This is a genomic window from Lelliottia sp., assembly GCF_045627565.1.
Lineage (GTDB): Bacteria > Pseudomonadota > Gammaproteobacteria > Enterobacterales > Enterobacteriaceae > Enterobacter.
Genome location: NZ_JAZQNX010000010.1, coordinates 153,120 through 174,460 on the forward strand (window position 1 = coordinate 153,120; position 21,341 = coordinate 174,460).

General features: G+C 53.0%; 18 protein-coding genes. 14 read left to right on the plus strand and 4 right to left on the minus strand.

Features of this window, described 5'->3' with window-relative positions; all coding sequences use genetic code 11:
- Positions 1 to 2: 2 nt before the first annotated feature.
- The 4 genes from leuC to leuL form a co-directional block, all read right to left on the minus strand.
- Positions 3 to 1,403, minus strand: a complete 1,401-nt coding sequence (gene leuC / locus ACKI5T_RS08525; RefSeq protein WP_407437020.1) for a 3-isopropylmalate dehydratase large subunit — start codon at positions 1,401 to 1,403, stop codon at positions 3 to 5.
- A 2-nt stretch (positions 1,404 to 1,405) separates the two neighbouring features.
- A complete protein-coding gene (gene leuB, locus ACKI5T_RS08530) occupies positions 1,406 to 2,497 on the minus strand; it encodes a 3-isopropylmalate dehydrogenase (protein ID WP_407437022.1) in 1,092 nt (363 codons plus the stop codon).
- Positions 2,497 to 4,068: a 2-isopropylmalate synthase gene (leuA, locus tag ACKI5T_RS08535; RefSeq protein ID WP_407437023.1), complete on the minus strand. Its 1,572-nt coding sequence runs from the start codon at positions 4,066 to 4,068 to the stop codon at positions 2,497 to 2,499. Before leuA ends, leuB begins: the two co-directional genes overlap by 1 nt.
- A gap of 90 nt (positions 4,069 to 4,158) precedes the next feature.
- Positions 4,159 to 4,245, minus strand: a complete 87-nt coding sequence (leuL, locus tag ACKI5T_RS08540; protein WP_133632013.1) for a leu operon leader peptide — start codon at positions 4,243 to 4,245, stop codon at positions 4,159 to 4,161.
- Positions 4,246 to 4,878: 633 nt separating this feature from the next.
- On the opposite strand from leuL, the gene leuO reads away from it, so the two are divergent.
- From leuO to murG, 14 genes are all read left to right on the plus strand, one after another.
- Positions 4,879 to 5,823, plus strand: a complete 945-nt coding sequence (leuO, locus tag ACKI5T_RS08545) for a transcriptional regulator LeuO (RefSeq protein WP_407437108.1) — start codon at positions 4,879 to 4,881, stop codon at positions 5,821 to 5,823.
- Positions 5,824 to 6,209: 386 nt separating this feature from the next.
- Positions 6,210 to 7,934 (plus strand): acetolactate synthase 3 large subunit, encoded by a 1,725-nt coding sequence (ilvI, locus tag ACKI5T_RS08550; protein ID WP_407437025.1) that lies wholly within the window; start codon positions 6,210 to 6,212, stop codon positions 7,932 to 7,934.
- Position 7,935: 1 nt separating this feature from the next.
- Complete coding sequence (gene ilvN / locus ACKI5T_RS08555; RefSeq protein ID WP_012016034.1) at positions 7,936 to 8,427, plus strand: acetolactate synthase small subunit; 492 nt, start codon at positions 7,936 to 7,938, stop codon at positions 8,425 to 8,427.
- Positions 8,428 to 8,605: 178 nt separating this feature from the next.
- Entirely contained in the window at positions 8,606 to 9,610 is a 1,005-nt protein-coding gene (cra, locus tag ACKI5T_RS08560) for a catabolite repressor/activator (RefSeq protein WP_012016035.1), read from the plus strand.
- Positions 9,611 to 10,210: 600 nt separating this feature from the next.
- Positions 10,211 to 10,669 (plus strand): division/cell wall cluster transcriptional repressor MraZ, encoded by a 459-nt coding sequence (mraZ, locus tag ACKI5T_RS08565; RefSeq protein ID WP_012016036.1) that lies wholly within the window; start codon positions 10,211 to 10,213, stop codon positions 10,667 to 10,669.
- 2 nt (positions 10,670 to 10,671) lie between these two features.
- Positions 10,672 to 11,613, plus strand: a complete 942-nt coding sequence (gene rsmH, locus ACKI5T_RS08570; RefSeq protein ID WP_407437028.1) for a 16S rRNA (cytosine(1402)-N(4))-methyltransferase RsmH — start codon at positions 10,672 to 10,674, stop codon at positions 11,611 to 11,613.
- Positions 11,610 to 11,975, plus strand: a complete 366-nt coding sequence (gene ftsL / locus ACKI5T_RS08575) for a cell division protein FtsL (protein ID WP_014068894.1) — start codon at positions 11,610 to 11,612, stop codon at positions 11,973 to 11,975. Before rsmH ends, ftsL begins: the two co-directional genes overlap by 4 nt.
- A gap of 15 nt (positions 11,976 to 11,990) precedes the next feature.
- The gene (locus tag ACKI5T_RS08580) at positions 11,991 to 13,757 is read left to right on the plus strand and encodes a peptidoglycan glycosyltransferase FtsI (RefSeq protein WP_012016039.1); all 1,767 of its coding nucleotides are present in this window, start codon (positions 11,991 to 11,993) and stop codon (positions 13,755 to 13,757) included.
- A complete protein-coding gene (gene murE / locus ACKI5T_RS08585; protein ID WP_407437030.1) occupies positions 13,744 to 15,231 on the plus strand; it encodes a UDP-N-acetylmuramoyl-L-alanyl-D-glutamate--2,6-diaminopimelate ligase in 1,488 nt (495 codons plus the stop codon). Before ACKI5T_RS08580 ends, murE begins: the two co-directional genes overlap by 14 nt.
- Entirely contained in the window at positions 15,228 to 16,586 is a 1,359-nt protein-coding gene (gene murF / locus ACKI5T_RS08590; protein WP_407437032.1) for a UDP-N-acetylmuramoyl-tripeptide--D-alanyl-D-alanine ligase, read from the plus strand. Before murE ends, murF begins: the two co-directional genes overlap by 4 nt.
- Positions 16,580 to 17,662, plus strand: coding sequence for a phospho-N-acetylmuramoyl-pentapeptide-transferase (gene mraY / locus ACKI5T_RS08595; RefSeq protein ID WP_012016042.1), 1,083 nt, complete (start codon positions 16,580 to 16,582; stop codon positions 17,660 to 17,662). The genes murF and mraY overlap by 7 nt, the downstream gene beginning before the upstream one ends.
- Positions 17,663 to 17,664: 2 nt before the next feature.
- The gene (gene murD, locus ACKI5T_RS08600) at positions 17,665 to 18,981 is read left to right on the plus strand and encodes a UDP-N-acetylmuramoyl-L-alanine--D-glutamate ligase (RefSeq protein ID WP_407437035.1); all 1,317 of its coding nucleotides are present in this window, start codon (positions 17,665 to 17,667) and stop codon (positions 18,979 to 18,981) included.
- A complete protein-coding gene (ftsW, locus tag ACKI5T_RS08605) occupies positions 18,981 to 20,225 on the plus strand; it encodes a cell division protein FtsW (protein ID WP_407437036.1) in 1,245 nt (414 codons plus the stop codon). Before murD ends, ftsW begins: the two co-directional genes overlap by 1 nt.
- Positions 20,222 to 21,286, plus strand: a complete 1,065-nt coding sequence (gene murG / locus ACKI5T_RS08610; RefSeq protein ID WP_407437038.1) for an undecaprenyldiphospho-muramoylpentapeptide beta-N-acetylglucosaminyltransferase — start codon at positions 20,222 to 20,224, stop codon at positions 21,284 to 21,286. The genes ftsW and murG overlap by 4 nt, the downstream gene beginning before the upstream one ends.
- The last annotated feature ends 55 nt before the right edge of the window (positions 21,287 to 21,341 follow it).

A 21,341-nucleotide genomic window follows, 5' to 3' on the forward strand; every position in this document is an offset into this window, starting at 1 on the left:
CCTTATTTTAAAACACGAATATCGGCGAAATGACCGGTGACAGCCGCTGCCGCTGCCATTGCCGGGCTGACCAGATGCGTGCGTCCGCCACGGCCCTGACGGCCTTCGAAGTTACGGTTGCTGGTCGAGGCGCAACGTTCACCCGGATTCAGGCGGTCGTTGTTCATTGCCAGACACATGGAACAGCCCGGCAGGCGCCACTCAAAACCGGCTTCAATAAAGATCTTATCCAAACCTTCTGCTTCCGCCTGCGCTTTCACCGGGCCAGATCCTGGAACAACTAACGCCTGCACGCCAGGTGCCACTTTGCGGCCTTTGGCAATCTCGGCAGCAGCGCGTAAATCTTCGATACGGGAGTTGGTGCACGAGCCGATAAAGACTTTATCGATCGCCACTTCCGTCAGCGGAATACCTGGTTTCAGGCCCATATAGGCCAGTGCTTTTTCGGCGCTGGCGCGCTCAACCGGATCGGCAAACGAGGCCGGATCGGGAACATTATCGTTCACGGAAATCACCTGACCTGGGTTGGTTCCCCAGGTGACCTGCGGGGCGATCTCTTCGGCCTGCAGCGTGACAACGGTATCAAAGATGGCGCCTTCGTCCGTTTGCAGGGTTTTCCAGTACTCTACTGCATCATTAAAATCATTGTCTTTCGGCGCGTGCAGACGCCCTTTCACATAGTTAAATGTGATGTCATCTGGCGCAACCAGGCCCGCTTTCGCGCCCATTTCGATCGCCATGTTGCACAGGGTCATGCGGCCTTCCATGCTCAGCGCGCGGATCGCATCGCCGCAGAACTCGACGACATGGCCCGTTCCGCCTGCGCTACCGGTTTTACCGATGATCGCCAGAACGATATCTTTGGCGGTAATGCCCGGTGCGGCATGGCCTTTGACTTCGATTTTCATGGTCTTCGCGCGTCCCTGTTTCAGGGTTTGCGTCGCCAGAACGTGCTCAACTTCAGAGGTACCAATACCAAACGCCAGCGCACCAAACGCGCCGTGCGTGGCGGTATGGGAGTCGCCGCAGACGATAGTCATACCCGGCAATGTGATGCCTTGTTCTGGGCCCATTACGTGGACGATGCCCTGAAACGGGTGGTTCAGGTCGTACAGTTCAACGCCGAACGCGTTGCAGTTTTTGATCAGTTCCTGCATCTGGATGCGAGCCATTTCACCAGACGCATTAATATCTTTGGTCTGGGTGGAAACGTTGTGATCCATGGTCGCGAAGGTTTTGCCTGGCTGGCGAACCTGGCGGTTGTGCGCCCGCAGGCCGTCAAATGCCTGCGGAGAGGTGACTTCGTGCACCAGATGGCGATCAATGTACAGCAGCGGGGTTTCGTTTGACGCTTCGTAAACGACATGCGCATCAAACAGTTTTTCGTATAACGTCCTGGCCATGATTACACCCCTTCTGCGACATAGCGGGCAATGATATCGCCCATTTCATCGGTACTGACTGCCGCCGTGCCGCGCGCTAAATCGCCGGTACGGATGCCTTCTTCTAACGCGCGGTTAATGGCGTTTTCAATCGCATCTGCTGCATCGTTTGCATCCAGGCTGTAGCGCAGCAGCAGCGCCAGTGACAGGATCTGCGCGATTGGATTAGCAATATTTTTGCCCGCGATATCCGGAGCCGAACCGCCCGCGGGTTCGTACAGACCAAAACCCTCTTCGTTCAGGCTGGCGGATGGCAACATGCCCATCGAGCCGGTGATCATTGCGCACTCATCAGAGAGAATATCGCCAAACAGGTTAGAACACAGCAGGACGTCAAACTGCGACGGGTCTTTAATCAGCTGCATGGTGGCGTTGTCGATGTACATATGCGCCAGCTCAACGTCCGGGTACTCGTTGGCGATTTCATTGACGATTTCACGCCATAAAATGGAGGACTGCAGGACGTTGGCTTTATCAATGGAGGTCACTTTGTGACGGCGTTTGCGTGCAGACTCAAACGCAATACGCGCAATTCGTTCGATTTCAAAACGGTGATACACCTCGGTATCAAACGCTTTTTCGTGCTGACCGCTGCCTTCGCGCCCTTTTGGCTGACCGAAGTAGATACCGCCGGTTAATTCGCGCACGCACAGAATGTCGAAGCCGTTAGCGGCGATATCGGCACGCAACGGGCAAAAATCTTCCAGGCCCTGATACAGTTTTGCAGGGCGCAGATTGCTAAATAATTTGAAGTGCTTACGCAGCGGCAATAACGCGCCGCGCTCAGGTTGTCCGGCAGGTGGCAGATGTTCCCATTTCGGGCCGCCGACGGAACCAAACAGGACTGCATCCGCATTTTCGCAGCCTTCAACCGTGGCTTTCGGCAGCGGCGTGCCGTGGTTATCAATCGCGATACCGCCCACATCATAATGGCTGGTCGAGATTTTCATCGCGAAACGTGTGCGTACAGCTTCCAGGACTTTCAGGGCTTGTGTCATCACTTCCGGGCCAATTCCGTCGCCCGGCAACACAGCAATATGGTAATTCTTCGACATTACACGGTTTCCTTATTGTTCTCTTTATTCTGAGCTTTGCGTTGCAATTCTTTCTCGACTTCTGCGGCGCGCCAGATGTTATTCAGCACATGCACCATCGCTTTGGCAGACGATTCCACAATGTCCGTTGCCAGGCCAACGCCGTGGAAACGGCGACCGTTATAGGTAACAACGATGTCCACCTGACCCAGCGCATCTTTGCCGTGTCCTTTCGCGCTCAGATCATATTTGACCAGTTCGACGTCGTAACCGGTGACGCGGTTAATTGCCTGATAAATGGCATCTACCGGGCCGTTACCGTTCGCGGCTTCTGCTTTGATTTCATCGCCGCAGGCCAGTTTGACGGAGGCGGTGGCGATATCGCTGGAGCCTGACTGCACGCTGAAGTAATCCATGCGGAAATGTTCAGGTTCTTCCTGCTGCTTGTTAATGAACGCGATCGCTTCCAGGTCGTAATCGAACACCTGACCTTTTTTATCAGCCAGTTTCAGGAACGCGTCATACAGGTGATCCATGTTGTAGTCGGTCTCTTTGTAACCCATCTCTTCCATGCGATGTTTTACCGCCGCACGACCAGAACGGGAGGTCAGGTTCAATTGCACCTGATTCAGGCCGATGGACTCCGGCGTCATGATTTCGTAGTTTTCGCGGTTCTTCAGCACGCCGTCCTGGTGGATTCCAGAGGAGTGGGCGAACGCGCCAGTGCCAACAATTGCTTTGTTCGCTGGAATCGGCATGTTGCAAATCTGGCTGACGGTCTGGCTGGTACGCCAGATTTCATTGTGATTAATGCGGGTCTGCACATTCATAATGTCGTTACGCACTTTAATCGCCATGATCACTTCTTCGAGCGAACAGTTCCCCGCACGCTCGCCAATCCCGTTCATGGCGCCTTCTACCTGACGGGCACCTGCATGAACGGCGGCAATGGCGTTGCCGACGGCCAGGCCTAAATCGTCGTGAGTGTGAACGGAAATGATGGCTTGATCGATGTTGGGTACGCGTTCGTACAGACCGGTAATGATGTTGGAGAACTCAAACGGCATAGTGTAGCCGACGGTGTCCGGGATGTTGATGGTCTTCGCACCTGCGTTTATCGCGGCTTCTACCACGCGAGCCAGATCGGCAATGGGCGTACGGCCAGCGTCTTCACAAGAGAATTCCACATCATCGGTATAATTGCGGGCGCGCTTGATCATATACACCGCGCGTTCGATGACTTCGTCCAGCGTGCTGCGCAGCTTGGTAGCGATATGCATCGGTGAGGTGGCAATAAACGTATGAATGCGGAAGGCTTCGGCCACCTTCAGCGACTCTGCTGCAACGTCGATATCTTTCTCAACACAGCGGGCCAGAGCACAGACGCGGCTATTTTTTATGGTGCGCGCGATGGTTTGTACGGACTCAAAATCACCGGGTGAAGAGACAGGGAAACCCACCTCCATCACGTCAACACCCATACGTTCGAGGGCCAGCGCAATTTGCAGCTTTTCTTTCACACTCAGGCTCGCCTGCAATGCCTGTTCACCATCACGTAAGGTTGTATCGAAAATAACGACTTGCTGGCTCATGGGTTTGGTCCTTGTCTGTCCTGGGGCGCCTTGCTACGAGCATAAAAAAACCCGCGCAATGGCGCGGGTTTCTTGTTTACTGGAGACGATTCAACGTTGAATTTCGTTCGCCAGCCTACCGCGCAAAAGAGATGCGTTTAGTAGTAGTAGGCTGAGAGAACGAACGGTACGAATCATGAATCATGCTCCAGATGAATGCGTTATGCCTTTAGTGGTACTGGATATGCTGATCCAAGTCAACCCCTACGATACAAAACGGCCTCAACAAATGAAAATAAGTGGATTTCTATTTTAGCGTATTGTGCTGGTTTTTATCGTTCAAGGTAATTAATTAGTCTAATATTGGATTCTAAATAAATTTTAAGAATTAATTTAATATAATTGGTTTCAATTAAACACTGCTTGATATGTTTAACATGTAAAAGTTTATTGTATTAAATTCATTAAGTTAGAGTTTTTCTTTGCAAGGCGAAGGTGAATGAAAATCGCACAATGATCATGGAATGTTAACTTTAACGTATTGATGGTATTGAATAGTTTAATAAAGCTTAAATATTAGTTCATCGTAAGGCTTATTGTTTATTCATTGGATTTATGGTTTCATTCCAATCCTAATGTTTTAGTTATCACTTTTGGCACTTATCGCTTTAGCATGTCTCTACATCTTTACGTTATTTGCCGTAAGTTTTTTATATATTCCGAAATTTTAACCTTTCTCTTTCTCAGGTTTTATCTGCATGATAAATAATATATTTAGAAGTTATTGCTGCACTAAGAAAAAGGGAGTTTAGCGTGATGGTGGAGTTAGATATGTTAGAAAATAAAATTGAACGGACTCACGTTAGTGAAGGGACGCGACCGCAATTACGGACGGTTGATCTTAACTTATTAACCGTTTTTGATGCTGTTATGCAGGAACAGAATATTACCCGTGCGGCGCAGTCATTAGGCATGTCGCAGCCAGCAGTGAGTAATGCTGTTGCTCGGCTTAAGCTGATGTTCAATGACGAATTATTTGTCAGGTACGGCCGTGGGATTCAGCCTACAGCAAGGGCTTGCCAGCTTTTTGGTTCAGTACGGCAGGCATTGCAGTTGGTGCAAAATGAACTGCCGGGATCGGGGTTCGAACCGATTAGCAGCGAGCGCGTTTTTCATCTCTGTGTGTGTAGTCCGCTGGATAACTATTTAACCTCAGTTATCTATAATAAAGTCGAAGCCATTGCGCCGAATATAAATCTGATATTTAAATCTTCACTTAATCAGAACACAGAACACCAGTTACGTTATCAGGAAACGGAATTTGTAATTGGCTATGAAGAGTTCCGTCGTCCGGAGTTTTCTTGCGTGCCACTGTTTAATGATGAAATGGTATTAGTCGCCAGCAGGACGCACCCGCGCATAAATGGACCTCTCCTCGAGAGTGATGTGTATCAAGAGCAACATGCAGTGGTCGCGCTCGACAGATATGCCTCTTTCAGCCAGCCGTGGTATGACACACCCGATAAACAGTCAAAGGTGGCTTATCAAGGAATGGCGATGGTGAGCGTATTAAATATTGTTTCACAGACGCATCTGGTGGCTATTGCTCCTCGTTGGTTGGCGGAAGAGTTCTCAGATAGGTTAAATCTGCAAGTTATGCCGCTGCCGCTAAAATTAAATAGTCGTACCTGTTACCTTTCCTGGCATGAAGCCGCCGGGCGCGATAAAGGCCATCAGTGGATGGAAGAGCTATTAGCCAGTGTTTGCCGTCGTTAACACGGTTCGGGATAAATCGATGTGAAACATCTGGTTTATCCCGTTATTTATTTATAACGCAAAATTTTATCCCGTTGGCATTTTTTCTTAACGTTGTTTACTCCTCAAAAATAGATAAATTACTGACACTACGTCTTTTTTGACGATGAATTATCATCGGAAAAGCTTATCTCAGATGAATTCACTGAATTCTCGCATATACCCTGTGTATTCTGCTTTCTAGCGTTTCTTCACGCCATGGTTTGCCGATTGCCTGCCTTAGGGCGAGCGGTTATGGTGAAAGCCACTCTGCAAAAATCTATGACAGGGGAAGCCCTGCTCAGCAAGACGACGAGGAAATGAATTCCTGTGTTCGTCTATAACAACAATAAGCCTGGAGGCAAACCATGGAGATGTTGTCTGGCGCCGAAATGGTCGTCCGGTCGCTCATCGATCAGGGCGTGAAGCAAGTATTCGGTTATCCCGGAGGCGCAGTCCTCGATATTTATGATGCGTTGCACACCGTAGGTGGCATCGATCATGTCCTGGTGCGCCACGAGCAGGCCGCTGTACATATGGCCGATGGGTTGGCGCGCGCCACTGGGGAAGTGGGCGTCGTGCTTGTGACGTCAGGTCCTGGCGCAACCAACGCGATAACGGGTATTGCTACCGCCTATATGGATTCCATCCCGCTGGTGATTTTGTCCGGTCAGGTTGCAACCTCGCTGATTGGCTACGACGCCTTCCAGGAGTGCGATATGGTGGGGATCTCCCGCCCGGTGGTGAAACACAGTTTTCTGGTGAAGCAAACGGAAGATATTCCGGGGGTGCTAAAAAAAGCATTCTGGCTGGCGGCCAGCGGTCGTCCGGGCCCGGTCGTGGTCGATTTACCAAAAGATATTCTGAATCCTGCCAATAAATTACCTTACGTCTGGCCTGATTCGGTGAGCATGCGCTCGTATAATCCGACCACGCAGGGCCATAAAGGCCAGATTAAACGGGCATTGCAAACGCTCATTGCGGCAAAAAAACCGGTCGTCTATGTTGGTGGCGGCGCGGTAAACGCGCATTGTCACGAGCAACTGCGTGAGCTTATCGAAAAATTGAACTTGCCCGTTGCCTCCTCATTGATGGGGCTAGGCGCGTTTCCGGCAACTCATCGTCAGGCACTGGGCATGCTGGGGATGCACGGCACATTCGAAGCTAACATGACGATGCATCATTCTGATGTGATTTTCGCCGTTGGTGTGCGTTTTGACGATCGCACGACGAACAATCTGGCCAAGTACTGTCCGAATGCGACGGTGCTGCATATTGATATCGACCCGACATCTATTTCTAAAACCGTGCCCGCTGATGTGCCTATTGTCGGCGATGCGCTACAGGTTCTGGAACAAATGCTCGAACTGCTGGCGCATGAAACCCCAACGCAGCCACTGGATGATATTCGAGACTGGTGGCAGCAGATTGAGCAGTGGCGTGCGCGTCACTGTCTGAAATACGACACGCAAAGTGAGCATATTAAGCCGCAGGCGGTTATCGAAACCATCTGGCGTCTGACTAAGGGTGAAGCCTATGTGACCTCGGATGTGGGTCAGCACCAGATGTTTGCGGCGCTTTACTATCCGTTTGATAAGCCTCGTCATTGGATCAATTCCGGTGGTCTTGGCACGATGGGCTTTGGCTTGCCGGCCGCGTTGGGCGTGAAACTGGCGCTCCCGGACGAAATCGTGGTTTGTGTGACGGGCGACGGCAGCATTCAGATGAACATTCAGGAACTCTCCACAGCACTGCAATACGATTTGCCTGTGCTGGTGCTGAACCTGAATAACGGTTATCTGGGGATGGTGAAGCAGTGGCAAGACATGATTTACTCCGGTCGTCACTCCCAGTCGTACATGAAATCGCTGCCAGATTTTGTCCGCGTGGCAGAGGCTTACGGCCATGTGGGCATTCGTGTCAGCGATCCGGCGGAGCTGGAATCGAAGCTTGCCGAAGCGCTCGAGCATGTCAGGAATAACCGTCTGGTGTTTGTCGATGTCATCGTAGACGGAACAGAACACGTCTATCCGATGCATATTCGCGGCGGCGGTATGGATGAAATGTGGCTCAGCAAAACGGAGAGAACCTGATATGCGCCGGATATTATCTGTATTACTGGAAAACGAGTCTGGTGCGCTCTCTCGCGTGATCGGACTCTTTGCCCAGCGCGGCTATAACATTGAAAGCCTGACCGTGGCCCCGACTGACGATCCCACGTTATCCCGTATGACTATCCAGACCGTTGGCGATGCGAAAGTGCTTGAGCAGATTGAAAAGCAACTGCACAAGCTGGTGGACGTGCTGCGAGTCAGTGAATTAGGGCAGGGCGCGTATGTTGAGCGCGAAGTCATGCTGGTAAAAATTCAGGCCAGCGGGTACGGCCGTGACGAGGTCAAACGCAATACGGATATCTTCCGTGGGCAGATTATCGACGTCACCCCTTCTATATATACGGTGCAGTTGGCCGGAACCAGCGACAAGCTCGATGCCTTCCTTGCTTCGATACGTGATGTCGCCAAAATCGTTGAGGTCGCGCGCTCCGGCATCGTGGGGTTGTCTCGCGGCGATAAAATAATGCGGTAGCACTGAAAAAAGTTCGCCTCTTTAAGCCTGACCTGCAAAGTCAGGCTTTTTTTTCCGAAACGCAGCGTAAGCGAGATAAAAGCTATTGCCGCCAGGACTATTCTGCGCTTAGATGTAAAAAGGTATAACCATAAACCTGACAAGGCCATGGACTCTTTTTTTCTTTTAAGGGGCAATTGTGAAACTGGATGAAATCGCCCGGCTTGCGGGCGTGTCACGAACTACAGCAAGCTATGTGATCAACGGTAAAGCGAAGCAGTACCGTGTTAGCGATAAAACCGTTGAAAAAGTCATGGCGGTGGTGCGTGAGCATAACTACCATCCGAACGCTGTCGCCGCCGGTTTACGTGCCGGACGCACCCGCTCTATTGGTCTGGTCATTCCGGATCTGGAAAATACCAGCTACACCCGTATTGCCAATTATCTCGAACGCCAGGCTCGCCAGCGCGGCTATCAGTTACTGATCGCCTGTTCTGAAGATCAGCCCGATAATGAAATGCGTTGCATTGAGCATCTGCTGCAACGCCAGGTGGATGCGATTATCGTATCCACTTCCTTGCCGCCAGAGCACCCATTCTACCAGCGTTGGGCTAATGACTCGTTCCCGATTGTCGCCCTTGATCGTGCGCTGGATCGTGAACACTTTACCAGCGTTGTCGGTGCCGATCAGGACGACGCGGAAATGCTGGCCGCAGAACTGCGCACCTTCCCAGCGGAAACCGTGCTCTATCTTGGCGCGTTACCGGAGCTGTCCGTCAGCTTCCTGCGTGAGCAGGGGTTCCGCACCGCCTGGAAAGACGATCCGCGTGAAGTCCATTATCTCTATGCCAATAGTTACGAGCGTGAAGCCGCCGCTCAGCTGTTTGAAAAATGGCTTGAGACGCACCCGATGCCGCAGGCACTGTTTACCACGTCGTTTGCACTTTTACAGGGTGTGATGGACGTTACGCTGCGCCGCGAAGGCAAATTGCCGACTGAGCTGGCTATTGCGACGTTTGGTGACAACGAGCTGCTCGACTTCCTGCAATGCCCGGTTCTTGCCGTGGCACAGCGCCATCGTGACGTTGCGGAGCGCGTGCTGGAGATTGTCCTGGCGAGCCTTGATGAACCACGTAAGCCAAAACCGGGCCTGACCCGTATCAAACGTAATCTTTACCGCCGCGGTGTGTTAAGCCGTCACTAAAACATTAATCAGGGCAGCAATAGCAGCCCTGTTTTTTTCCGAATATTACGGAGAATAATAACCGGACTAAATTTAGGATAATTCCTTAAGAACCATAGCCTGCTATTCTTTTATTTGTTTTTCACCCTTTAGCGGCATTTTTAAGGTTATTAAGAGTTCACTTAATACTATTTTTTGTATTGTTTTGTTACAAACACTATTCCCTCGCTGAATTATCAGCCGTTTTTATCTTTCCTCTCTCGCTTGCAGTGTCACCTCTTGCCCTTTCTGGCTTGTACGTTGAATCTGGCGCTGTCATCCCCTGACGATATGTCTTAAAATGCCGCCCGCGTCGCAAACTGACACTTTATATTTGCCTGTATGGATAGAGAGTGAATTTTATCGCTCCTCTGAATATTGATTTTTTTCTTACAAATATTCATGACGTTAATTTTGTCTCGCGAGTTGTGCAGTTATTAATCAAGTTGGGTTATGTCGTTAAATAGGGCGCTTTCGAGTCCTTATCGCGGCAGTCCCGGCTTGACAAGCTTTTCCTTCGCTCCGTAAACTCCTTTATGTGGGAATTTGTGGGTTAAAGTGGCGATAAGGGGTGGAGCTGGCATGTTCCGTGGGGCGACGTTAGTCAATCTCGACAGTAAAGGGCGTTTATCGGTACCAACCCGATACCGCGACCAACTGATCGAAAACGCGTCAGGTCAAATGGTGTGTACCATTGACATCAACCACCCCTGCCTGCTGCTTTACACCTTACCCGAATGGGAAATTATCGAGCAAAAGCTGTCGCGACTGTCGAGCATGAACCCGCAGGAACGCCGCGTGCAGCGGTTGTTGTTGGGGCATGCCAGTGAGTGTCAGATGGATAACTCAGGGCGCTTACTGATTGCGCCTGTGTTGCGACAACATGCCGGTCTGACAAAAGAAGTGATGCTGGTCGGGCAGTTCAACAAGTTTGAACTGTGGGATGAAACGACCTGGTATCAACAGGTCAAGGAAGATATCGACGCTGAACAATCTGATTCCGGTGTCTTATCGGATCGATTGCAGGACTTGTCTCTATAAATATGACGGAAAATTATAAACATACATCGGTGCTGTTGGACGAGGCCGTCAACGGTCTGAATATTCGTCCTGATGGCATCTATATTGATGGCACATTTGGTCGCGGTGGTCACTCGCGTCTGATCCTCTCCCAGCTGGGAGCGGAAGGTCGCTTATTGGCAATTGATCGCGATCCGCAGGCAATTGCCGTTGCGAAGACTATCGATGATCCACGCTTTTCATTTGTTCATGGGCCTTTCTCTGCGCTGGCTGAATACGTTAGCGAGCGCGATCTGACGGGCAAGATCGACGGGATTCTTCTCGATCTTGGCGTCTCATCACCACAGCTTGATGATGCGGAACGCGGATTTTCTTTCATGCGTGATGGCCCGCTCGATATGCGTATGGACCCGACGCGTGGTCAATCCGCTGCCGAATGGCTGCTCACGGCTGAAGAAGCCGATATAGCCTGGGTGATCAAAACCTTTGGCGAAGAGCGTTTTGGTAAACGTATCGCGCGCGGCATCGTTGAGCGTAACCGTATTGAGCCGATGACCCGCACGAAAGAGCTGGCAGAAGTGGTGACGGCGGCTACGCCGGTGAAAGATAAATTCAAACATCCCGCGACCCGTACCTTCCAGGCGGTGCGCATTTGGGTCAACAGTGAACTGGAGGAAATAGAGCTGGCGCTAAAAAGCTCGCTCGGCGTGCTGGCCCCTGGTGGGCGGTTATCCATTATCAGCTTCCATTCGCTGGAAGACCGTATTGTGAAGCGTTTTATGCGCGAACAAAGCCGCGGTCCTCAGGTTCCAGCAGGGTTGCCGATGACGGAAGATCAACTCAGGAAACTGGGCGGTCGCTATTTGCGAGTACTAGGCAAGATGATGCCGGGCGAAGAAGAGGTGGCAGAGAATCCACGCGCCCGTAGTTCAGTGCTGCGCATCGCAGAAAGGACGAACGCATGATCAGCAGAGTGACAGAGACCCTAAGCAAAGTTAAAGGATCGTTAGGAAGCAACGAGCGCCATGCCTTGCCTGGCGTGATCGGTGACGATCTTTTGCGGTTTGGGAAGCTGCCACTCTGCTTGTTCATTTGCATAATCGTGACGGCCGTGACGGTCGTGACAACCGCACACCATACCCGTTTACTGACCGCGCAGCGCGAGCAGATGGTGCTCGAGCGTGATGCGCTGGATATCGAATGGCGAAACCTGATTCTTGAAGAAAATGCGCTCGGCGATCATAGCCGGGTTGAACGGATCGCAACGGAAAAGCTGCAATTGCAGCATGTTGATCCTTCGCAGGAAAATATTGTAGTACAAAAATAAGGGAACACGCGACGCATGAGAGCAGCGGCGAAAACGCAAAAACCGAAACGTCAGGAAGAACAGGCCAACTTTGTGAGTTGGCGTTTTGCGTTGCTTTGTGGCTGTATTTTACTGGCGCTGTGTCTGTTGCTTGGTCGAGCTGCGTGGTTACAGATTATCGCGCCGGACATGCTGGTGCGACAGGGGGACATGCGTTCCCTTCGCGTGCAGGAAGTGTCGACCTCACGCGGTTTGATTACTGACCGTTCTGGTCGTCCGTTGGCGGTGAGCGTACCCGTTAAAGCGATCTGGGCCGATCCGAAAGAGCTGCATGATGCTGGTGGCGTCACGCTGGATAATCGCTGGAAAGCGCTTGCCGATGCATTGAAAATGCCGCTCGACCAAATGGCGGCGCGCGTCAATGCCAACCCGAAAGGGCGCTTTATCTATCTGGCGCGTCAGGTGAACCCTGATATGGCCGATTACATTAAGAAACTCAAACTGCCGGGAATACATCTGCGTGAAGAGTCACGCCGCTATTATCCGTCAGGAGAAGTGACCGCTCACCTCATTGGCTTTACTAACGTCGATAGCCAGGGCATTGAAGGGGTCGAAAAAAGCTTTGATAAATGGCTGACCGGACAACCGGGCGAGCGAGTGGTGCGTAAAGACCGCTACGGCCGCGTCATTGAGGATATCTCTTCAACGGATAGCCAGGCGGCGCACAATCTCGCATTGAGTATTGACGAACGCTTGCAGGCGCTGGTTTACCGCGAACTCAATAATGCCGTGGCGTTCAACAAAGCCGAATCCGGCAGCGCCGTGCTGGTGGACGTGAGCACCGGCGAAGTACTGGCGATGGCGAACAGCCCTTCCTATAACCCAAATAATCTTACCGGTACGCAGAAAGATATCATGCGTAACCGTACCATCACCGACGTGTTCGAACCGGGTTCGACTGTTAAACCGATGGTGGTAATGACCGCGCTGCAGCGTGGCATCGTCAACGAAAATACCGTTCTGAATACTATTCCTTACCGAATCAACGGCCACGAAATCAAGGACGTGGCGCGTTACAGCGAATTAACCCTGACCGGGGTTTTGCAGAAGTCGAGTAACGTCGGTGTTTCTAAGCTGGCGTTAGCGATGCCGTCCTCAGCGTTAGTAGAAACTTACTCACGTTTTGGGCTTGGAAAGGCGACCAATTTGGGGTTGGTCGGAGAACGCAGTGGCTTATATCCTCAAAAACAACGGTGGTCTGACATAGAGAGGGCCACCTTCTCTTTCGGCTACGGGCTAATGGTAACTCCGTTACAGTTGGCGCGAGTCTATGCAACGATCGGCAGCTATGGCGTATATCGTCCACTGTCGATAACCAAAGTTGATCCACCGGTTCCGGGCGAGCGTATCTTCCCGGAATCCACTGTTCGTACCGTGGTACATATGATGGAAAGCGTGGCGCTGCCTGGCGGCGGCGGCGTGAAGGCAGCGATCAAAGGCTATCGCATCGCCATCAAAACCGGTACAGCGAAAAAAGTGGGACCGGACGGTCGCTACATCAATAAATATATTGCTTACACCGCAGGCGTTGCGCCTGCAAGCAATCCGCGATTTGCGCTGGTGGTTGTCATTAACGATCCACAGGCGGGTAAATACTACGGTGGCGCCGTCTCCGCGCCGGTGTTCGGTGCCATCATGGGCGGCGTTCTGCGTACCATGAATATCGAACCAGATGCGCTGTCGACGGGCGAAAAAAGTGAATTTGTAACTAATCAAGGCGAGGGAACAGGTGGCAGATCGTAATTTGCGCGACCTTCTTGCTCCGTGGGTACAAAACGTACCTGCGCGGGCACTGCGAGAGATGGTACTCGACAGCCGTGTGGCTGCGTCGGGCGATCTTTTCGTTGCGGTAGTCGGTCATCAGGCGGACGGGCGTCGATATATCCCGCAGGCGATTGCGCAAGGTGTAGCTGCCATTATTGCTGAGGCAAAAGATGACGCAACCGACGGTGAAATCCGCGAAATGCACGGCGTGCCGGTCATCTATCTCAGCCAGTTGAATGAGCGTCTTTCCGCCCTGGCGGGACGATTTTATCATGAACCGTCTGACCAGTTACGATTGGTTGGTGTCACCGGAACCAACGGTAAAACCACCACCACGCAGTTGATGGCGCAGTGGGCCCAGTTGCTGGGTGAAACGGGCGCGGTGATGGGCACGGTCGGCAATGGTTTGTTGGGTAAAGTCAATCCAACGGAAAACACCACCGGTTCAGCGGTTGATGTGCAACATGTACTTTCCGGCCTCGCAGGGCAGGGCGCGACTTTTGCCGCCATGGAAGTCTCTTCTCACGGCCTGGTGCAGCATCGCGTCTCAGCGCTGAAGTTTGCGGCGTCTGTGTTTACCAACCTGAGTCGCGACCACCTCGATTATCACGGTGACATGGAAAATTACGAAGCAGCGAAATGGCTGCTCTATTCCACGCATCACTGCGGTCAGGCGATCATCAACGCCGACGACGAAGTGGGCCGCCGTTGGCTGGCAAAATTGCCAGATGCGGTTGCGGTCTCAATGGAAGACCATATTAATCCGAATTGCCATGGCCGTTGGCTGAAGGCGACGGACGTGGATTATCACGACAGCGGTGCAACGATCCGCTTTGCTTCTTCATGGGGCGAAGGCGAAATCGAAAGCCGGTTGATGGGCGCATTTAACGTTAGCAATCTGTTGCTGGCGCTGGCCACGCTGTTGGCACTGGATTATCCGCTATCCGAACTGGTGAATACGGCCGCACGCTTGCAGCCTGTTTGCGGGCGGATGGAAGTGTTTACCGCGCCGGGCAAACCGACGGTGGTGGTCGATTACGCCCACACCCCGGATGCGCTGGAAAAAGCGCTCCAGGCTGCCCGTCTGCACTGCACGGGTAAGCTGTGGTGCGTCTTTGGCTGCGGCGGCGATCGCGACAAAGGTAAGCGTCCACTTATGGGGGCCATTGCTGAGCAGTTCGCGGATATTCCGGTCGTGACCGATGATAACCCGCGCACTGAAGAGCCGCGTGCCATTATCAACGATATCCTCGCGGGTATGATGGATGCGGGCCACGCTCGTGTGGTTGAAGGCCGCGCCGAAGCGGTGACCAATGCGATTATGCAGGCCAAAGAAAATGACGTCGTGCTGCTGGCTGGCAAGGGTCATGAAGACTATCAAATTGTCGGTGCACATCGTCTGGATTATTCCGACCGTGTGACGGCTGCGCGTCTGCTGGGAGCGTTGGCATGATTAGCATTACGCTACGTCAGGCTGCCACGGTGCTGAATGGCGAGCTGCAGGGGAAGGATCTGACTGTTGATGCGGTGACGACGGATACGCGTAAAATTACGCCGGGCTGTTTGTTCGTCGCGCTGAAAGGCGAGCGCTTTGATGCGCATGATTTTGCCGATCAAGCAAAAGAGAACGGCGCTGGTGCGCTACTGGTTAGCCGTAAACTGGACATCGATCTGCCGCAGTTGGTGGTAAAAGACACGCGCCAGGCGTTTGGTGAGCTGGCTGCCTGGGTTCGCCAGCAGGTCCCCACGCGCGTTGTGGCGCTGACGGGCTCTTCTGGCAAAACCTCTGTCAAAGAGATGACGGCCGCGATTCTCAGCCAATGTGGCAATACGCTTTACACTGCCGGCAATCTGAATAACGACATCGGCGTGCCGATGACGCTGCTGCGTTTGACTCAAGAGCACCAATACGCCGTTATTGAACTCGGCGCCAATCACCAGGGTGAAATCGCCTGGACCGTTAATTTAACGCGTCCGGAAGCGGCATTAGTCAATAACCTTGCGGCAGCGCATCTTGAAGGATTTGGCTCGCTGGAAGGTGTGGCAAAAGCGAAAGGTGAAATTTATGGCGGCCTGCCGGAGAACGGCATTGCCATTATGAATGCCGATAACAATGACTGGCTGAACTGGCAAAACATCATTGGCTCGCGTAAAACCTGGCGCTTCTCGCCAAATGCCGCGAACAGCGATTTTTCCGCGACGAATATCCATGTGACTTCACACGGCACGGAATTTACCTTAAAGACCCCGACGGGGGATGTCGATGTGCTATTGCCTCTGCCGGGTCGTCACAATATTGCGAATGCACTGGCTGCTGCGGCACTGTCGATGGCCGTTGGCGCAACGCACGATGCGATCAAAACGGGGCTGTTAAACCTCAAGGCCGTGCCGGGACGTTTGTTCCCCATCCAACTGGCTGAAAACAAGCTGCTTCTTGATGACTCTTACAACGCTAACGTCGGCTCCATGACCGCTGCGGTACAGGTGCTATCAGAAATGCCTGGCTATCGCGTGATGGTTGTAGGCGATATGGCTGAACTGGGCGATGAGAGCGAAGCGTGCCATGTCCAGGTGGGCGACGCGGCAAAAGCATCCGGTATTGATTGCGTATTAAGTGCAGGAAAATTAAGCCAGGCCATCAGCCAGGCAAGCGGTGTTGGTGAACATTTTGCCGATAAAACTGCGCTGATTACACGTTTGAAAGAGTTAGTTGCAGAGCATCAAATTGCGACTGTTTTAGTGAAGGGTTCACGTAGTGCCGCCATGGAAGAGGTTGTGCACGCATTACAGGAGAACGGAACATGTTAGTTTGGCTGGCCGAACATTTGGTCAAATATTACTCAGGCTTTAACGTCTTTTCGTATCTGACGTTTCGCGCCATCGTCAGCCTGCTGACTGCGCTGTTCATCTCTTTGTGGATGGGCCCGCGCATGATTGCCCGCCTGCAAAAACTCTCTTTCGGCCAGGTTGTCCGCAATGACGGCCCAGAATCGCACTTCAGCAAGCGCGGTACGCCAACAATGGGCGGGATCATGATCCTCACCGCGATTGTTGTCTCCGTATTGCTGTGGGCCTACCCGTCCAACCCGTACGTCTGGTGCGTTCTCACCGTGCTGATTGGTTACGGCATTATTGGTTTCGTTGATGATTACCGCAAAGTGGTGCGTAAAGACACCAAAGGCCTTATCGCCCGCTGGAAATACTTCTGGATGTCGGTGATTGCGCTGGGCGTGGCATTCGCGCTGTATCTGGCGGGTAAAGACACCCCGGCAACTGAGCTGGTCGTGCCGTTCTTCAAAGACGTGATGCCACAGCTTGGATTGTTCTACATCCTGCTGGCGTATTTCGTGATTGTCGGCACCGGCAACGCGGTGAATCTGACTGACGGTCTCGACGGCCTGGCAATCATGCCAACCGTCTTTGTCGCGGGTGGCTTTGCGCTGGTGGCGTGGGCGACCGGTAACATGAACTTTGCCAATTACTTACACATTCCGTATCTGCGCCACGCCGGTGAACTGGTGATCGTCTGTACGGCGATTGTGGGCGCGGGGCTTGGCTTCCTGTGGTTTAACACCTACCCGGCTCAGGTCTTTATGGGTGACGTCGGTTCGCTGGCGCTGGGCGGCGCGCTGGGCATTATCGCCGTGCTGCTGCGTCAGGAATTCTTGCTGGTGATCATGGGCGGTGTGTTTGTGGTCGAAACACTTTCCGTGATTTTACAGGTCGGTTCCTTCAAGCTGCGCGGTCAGCGCATTTTCCGTATGGCGCCGATTCATCACCACTATGAACTGAAAGGCTGGCCGGAGCCGCGCGTGATTGTGCGCTTCTGGATTATTTCGCTGATGCTGGTGCTGATTGGCCTCGCAACACTGAAGGTGCGTTAATCATGGCAGATTACCAGGGCAAAAAAGTCGTTATCATCGGGTTAGGCCTGACGGGTCTTTCCTGCGTGGACTTTTTCCTCGGACGGGGCGTGACGCCGCGTGTGATGGATACGCGTGTTTCACCGCCGGGTCTGGATAAACTTCCGGAAGAGGTGGAACGCCACCTTGGTGGTCTGAACGATGACTGGCTGCTGGTCGCCGATTTAATTGTGGCAAGCCCTGGGTTTGCTCTGGCGCACCCTTCGTTAAGCGCTGCGGCTGATGTGGGCGTTGAGATTGTTGGCGATATCGAACTGTTCTGCCGCGAAGCGCAGGCACCGGTTATCGCGATCACTGGCTCCAACGGCAAAAGCACCGTCACCACGCTGGTGGGTGAAATGGCGAAGGCCGCGGGCATTAACGTGGGCGTCGGCGGCAATATCGGTTTACCTGCTCTGATGCTGCTGGATCAGGATCGTGAATTGTACGTTCTGGAACTTTCAAGCTTCCAGCTCGAGACCACGTCGAGTTTGCACGCCGTTGCTGCGACGATCCTGAACGTCACCGAAGATCATATGGACCGTTATCCGTTTGGCTTGCAGCAATATCGTGCGGCCAAACTGCGCGTCTATGAAAATGCCAAAGTGTGCGTAGTGAATGCCGACGATGCGCTGACCATGCCGGTGCGCGGCGCGGATGAACGCTGCGTCAGTTTTGGCATCAATATGGGTGACTATCACCTGAATCATCAACAGGGCGAAACCTGGCTGCGTGTGAAAGGTGAGAAAGTGTTGAACGTGAAAGAGATGAAACTTTCCGGACAGCATAACTACACCAATGCGCTGGCAGCACTGGCGCTGGCAGATGCTGCGGGTCTACCGCGTGCATCAAGTCTGAAAGCATTGACCACGTTTACGGGCCTGGCGCATCGCTTCCAACTGGCGCTTGAGCATAACGGCGTTCGCTGGATCAACGACTCAAAAGCCACCAACGTCGGCAGCACAGAAGCCGCGCTAAATGGGTTACGTGTCGATGGTACGTTGTACCTGCTGCTCGGCGGCGACGGTAAATCAGCGGATTTCTCATCCCTAAAGCCCTACCTGACAGGTGATAAAATCCGCTTGTACTGCTTTGGCCGTGACGGTGCTGAACTGGCCGCGTTGCGCCCGGAAATCGCGACACAAACTGACACTATGGAACAGGCGATTCGCCTTATTGCACCGGCAGTTCAGCCGGGTGATATGGTGCTACTGTCTCCAGCCTGCGCGAGTCTCGATCAGTTTAAGAATTTCGAACAGCGTGGCGATCTCTTTGCCCGCCTGGCGAAGGAGTTAGGCTGATGCGTTTATCTCTCCCTCGCCTGAAAATACCGCGCCTGCCTGGATTTGGGATCCTGGCGTGGCTGTTTGCGGCACTGAAAGGCTGGGTGATGGCCTCCCGGGATAAAGATTCTGACAGCCTGATTATGTATGACCGCATGCTGCTCTGGCTGACGCTGGGGCTGGCTGCGATCGGTTTTATCATGGTGACATCTGCCTCCATGCCCGTTGGTCAGCGCCTGGCAAACGATCCCTTCCTGTTCGCGAAACGTGATGGTTTGTACATTATTTTGGCGTTCTGCCTGGCCATGATTACGCTGCGTTTGCCAATGGAATTCTGGCAGCGTCACAGCACCGCCATGCTGATCGCCTCGATTATCATGCTGCTGATCGTGTTGGTGGTGGGGAGCTCGGTCAACGGTGCATCGCGCTGGATTGCCTTTGGCCCGCTGCGTATTCAGCCCGCTGAATTTACCAAGCTGTCGCTGTTCTGCTATCTCGCGAACTACCTTGTGCGCAAGGTTGATGAGGTACGTAACAACCTGCGCGGTTTCTTAAAGCCGATGGGTGTCATTCTAGTGCTGGCTGTTTTACTGCTGGCGCAGCCGGATCTCGGTACCGTCGTGGTGTTATTCGTGACGACGCTGGCGATGCTGTTCCTGGCGGGTGCAAAACTGTGGCAGTTTATCGCCATTATCGGCATGGGGATCTCGGCGGTCGTCCTGCTGATCCTCGCCGAACCGTATCGTATCCGCCGCGTGACCTCTTTCTGGAACCCATGGGAAGATCCGTTTGGCAGTGGCTACCAGCTGACCCAATCGTTAATGGCCTTTGGCCGTGGCGAAATCTGGGGGCAGGGTTTAGGTAATTCCGTACAAAAACTGGAGTATCTGCCCGAGGCTCATACCGACTTTATCTTCTCCATCATCGGGGAGGAACTGGGTTATATCGGTGTGGTATTGGCGCTTTTAATGGTATTCTTCGTCGCTTTCCGCGCCATGTCCATTGGCCGAAAAGCGCTGGAAATCGATCATCGCTTCTCCGGTTTCCTGGCCTGCTCAATTGGTATCTGGTTTAGCTTCCAGGCATTGGTCAACGTTGGCGCAGCAGCCGGTATGCTGCCGACTAAGGGCCTGACGTTGCCGTTGATCAGCTACGGTGGTTCGAGTCTGCTGATTATGTCGACCGCCATTATGTTTTTGTTGCGCATAGATTATGAGACGCGTCTGGAAAAAGCCCAGGCGTTTACACGAGGTTCACGATGAATCAACCGAAGCGGTTAATGGTGATGGCGGGCGGTACCGGTGGACATGTTTTCCCGGGACTGGCGGTCGCGCACCATTTAATGGATCAGGGCTGGCAAGTGCGCTGGCTGGGAACCGCCGATCGTATGGAAGCGGATTTGGTGCCGAAACACGGTATTGAGATCGACTTTATACGCATTTCAGGCCTGCGCGGCAAAGGTATCAAAGCGATGCTGCTGGCGCCGGTGCGCATTTTTAATGCCTGGCGACAGGCGCGTGCCATCATGAAGCGTTTTAAACCTGACGCGGTATTGGGTATGGGCGGTTACGTCTCTGGCCCTGGCGGTCTCGCGGCATGGTCGCTGGGTATTCCGGTTATTCTGCATGAGCAAAACGGAATCGCTGGGCTGACCAATAAATGGCTGGCGAAAATCGCCACCAAAGTGATGCAGGCTTTTCCGGGCGCGTTTCCGAATGCGGATGTCGTGGGGAATCCGGTACGTGTAGACGTGTTGGCTTTGCCTCTCCCGCAGGAACGTCTTTCGGGACGTGATGGTCCGGTTCGCGTATTAGTTATCGGCGGATCGCAAGGTGCGCGGGTATTGAACCAGACGCTTCCGCAGGTGGCTGCAAAGCTGGGTGATGCCGTGACCATCTGGCATCAAAGCGGTAAAGGTGCGCAGCAAACCGTGGAACAGGCTTACGTTGAGGCAGGTCAACCTCAGCATAAAGTCACTGAATTTATTGATGACATGGCCGCGGCGTATGCCTGGGCGGATGTCGTGGTGTGTCGCTCTGGCGCGCTGACGGTGAGTGAAATTGCCGCGGCAGGTTTGCCTGCTGTGTTTGTGCCTTTCCAGCACAAGGATCGTCAGCAGTACTGGAATGCGTTGCCGCTTGAAAAAGCCGGTGCCGCCAAAATTTTTGAACAGCCGCAGTTTACCGCAGAAGCGGTCGCCACCACTCTGGCGGGCTGGAATCGAGAAACATTGCTGGAAATGGCTGAACGCGCGCGCGCGGCGGCGATTCCTGATGCGACCGAACGGGTGGCAAATGAAGTGAGCCTCGCAGCAAAGGCTTAACCCTTGTAGCGCGTTTTGCGTTGCGCGAATTTTAAGAAGTATCGATGGCGGTTAG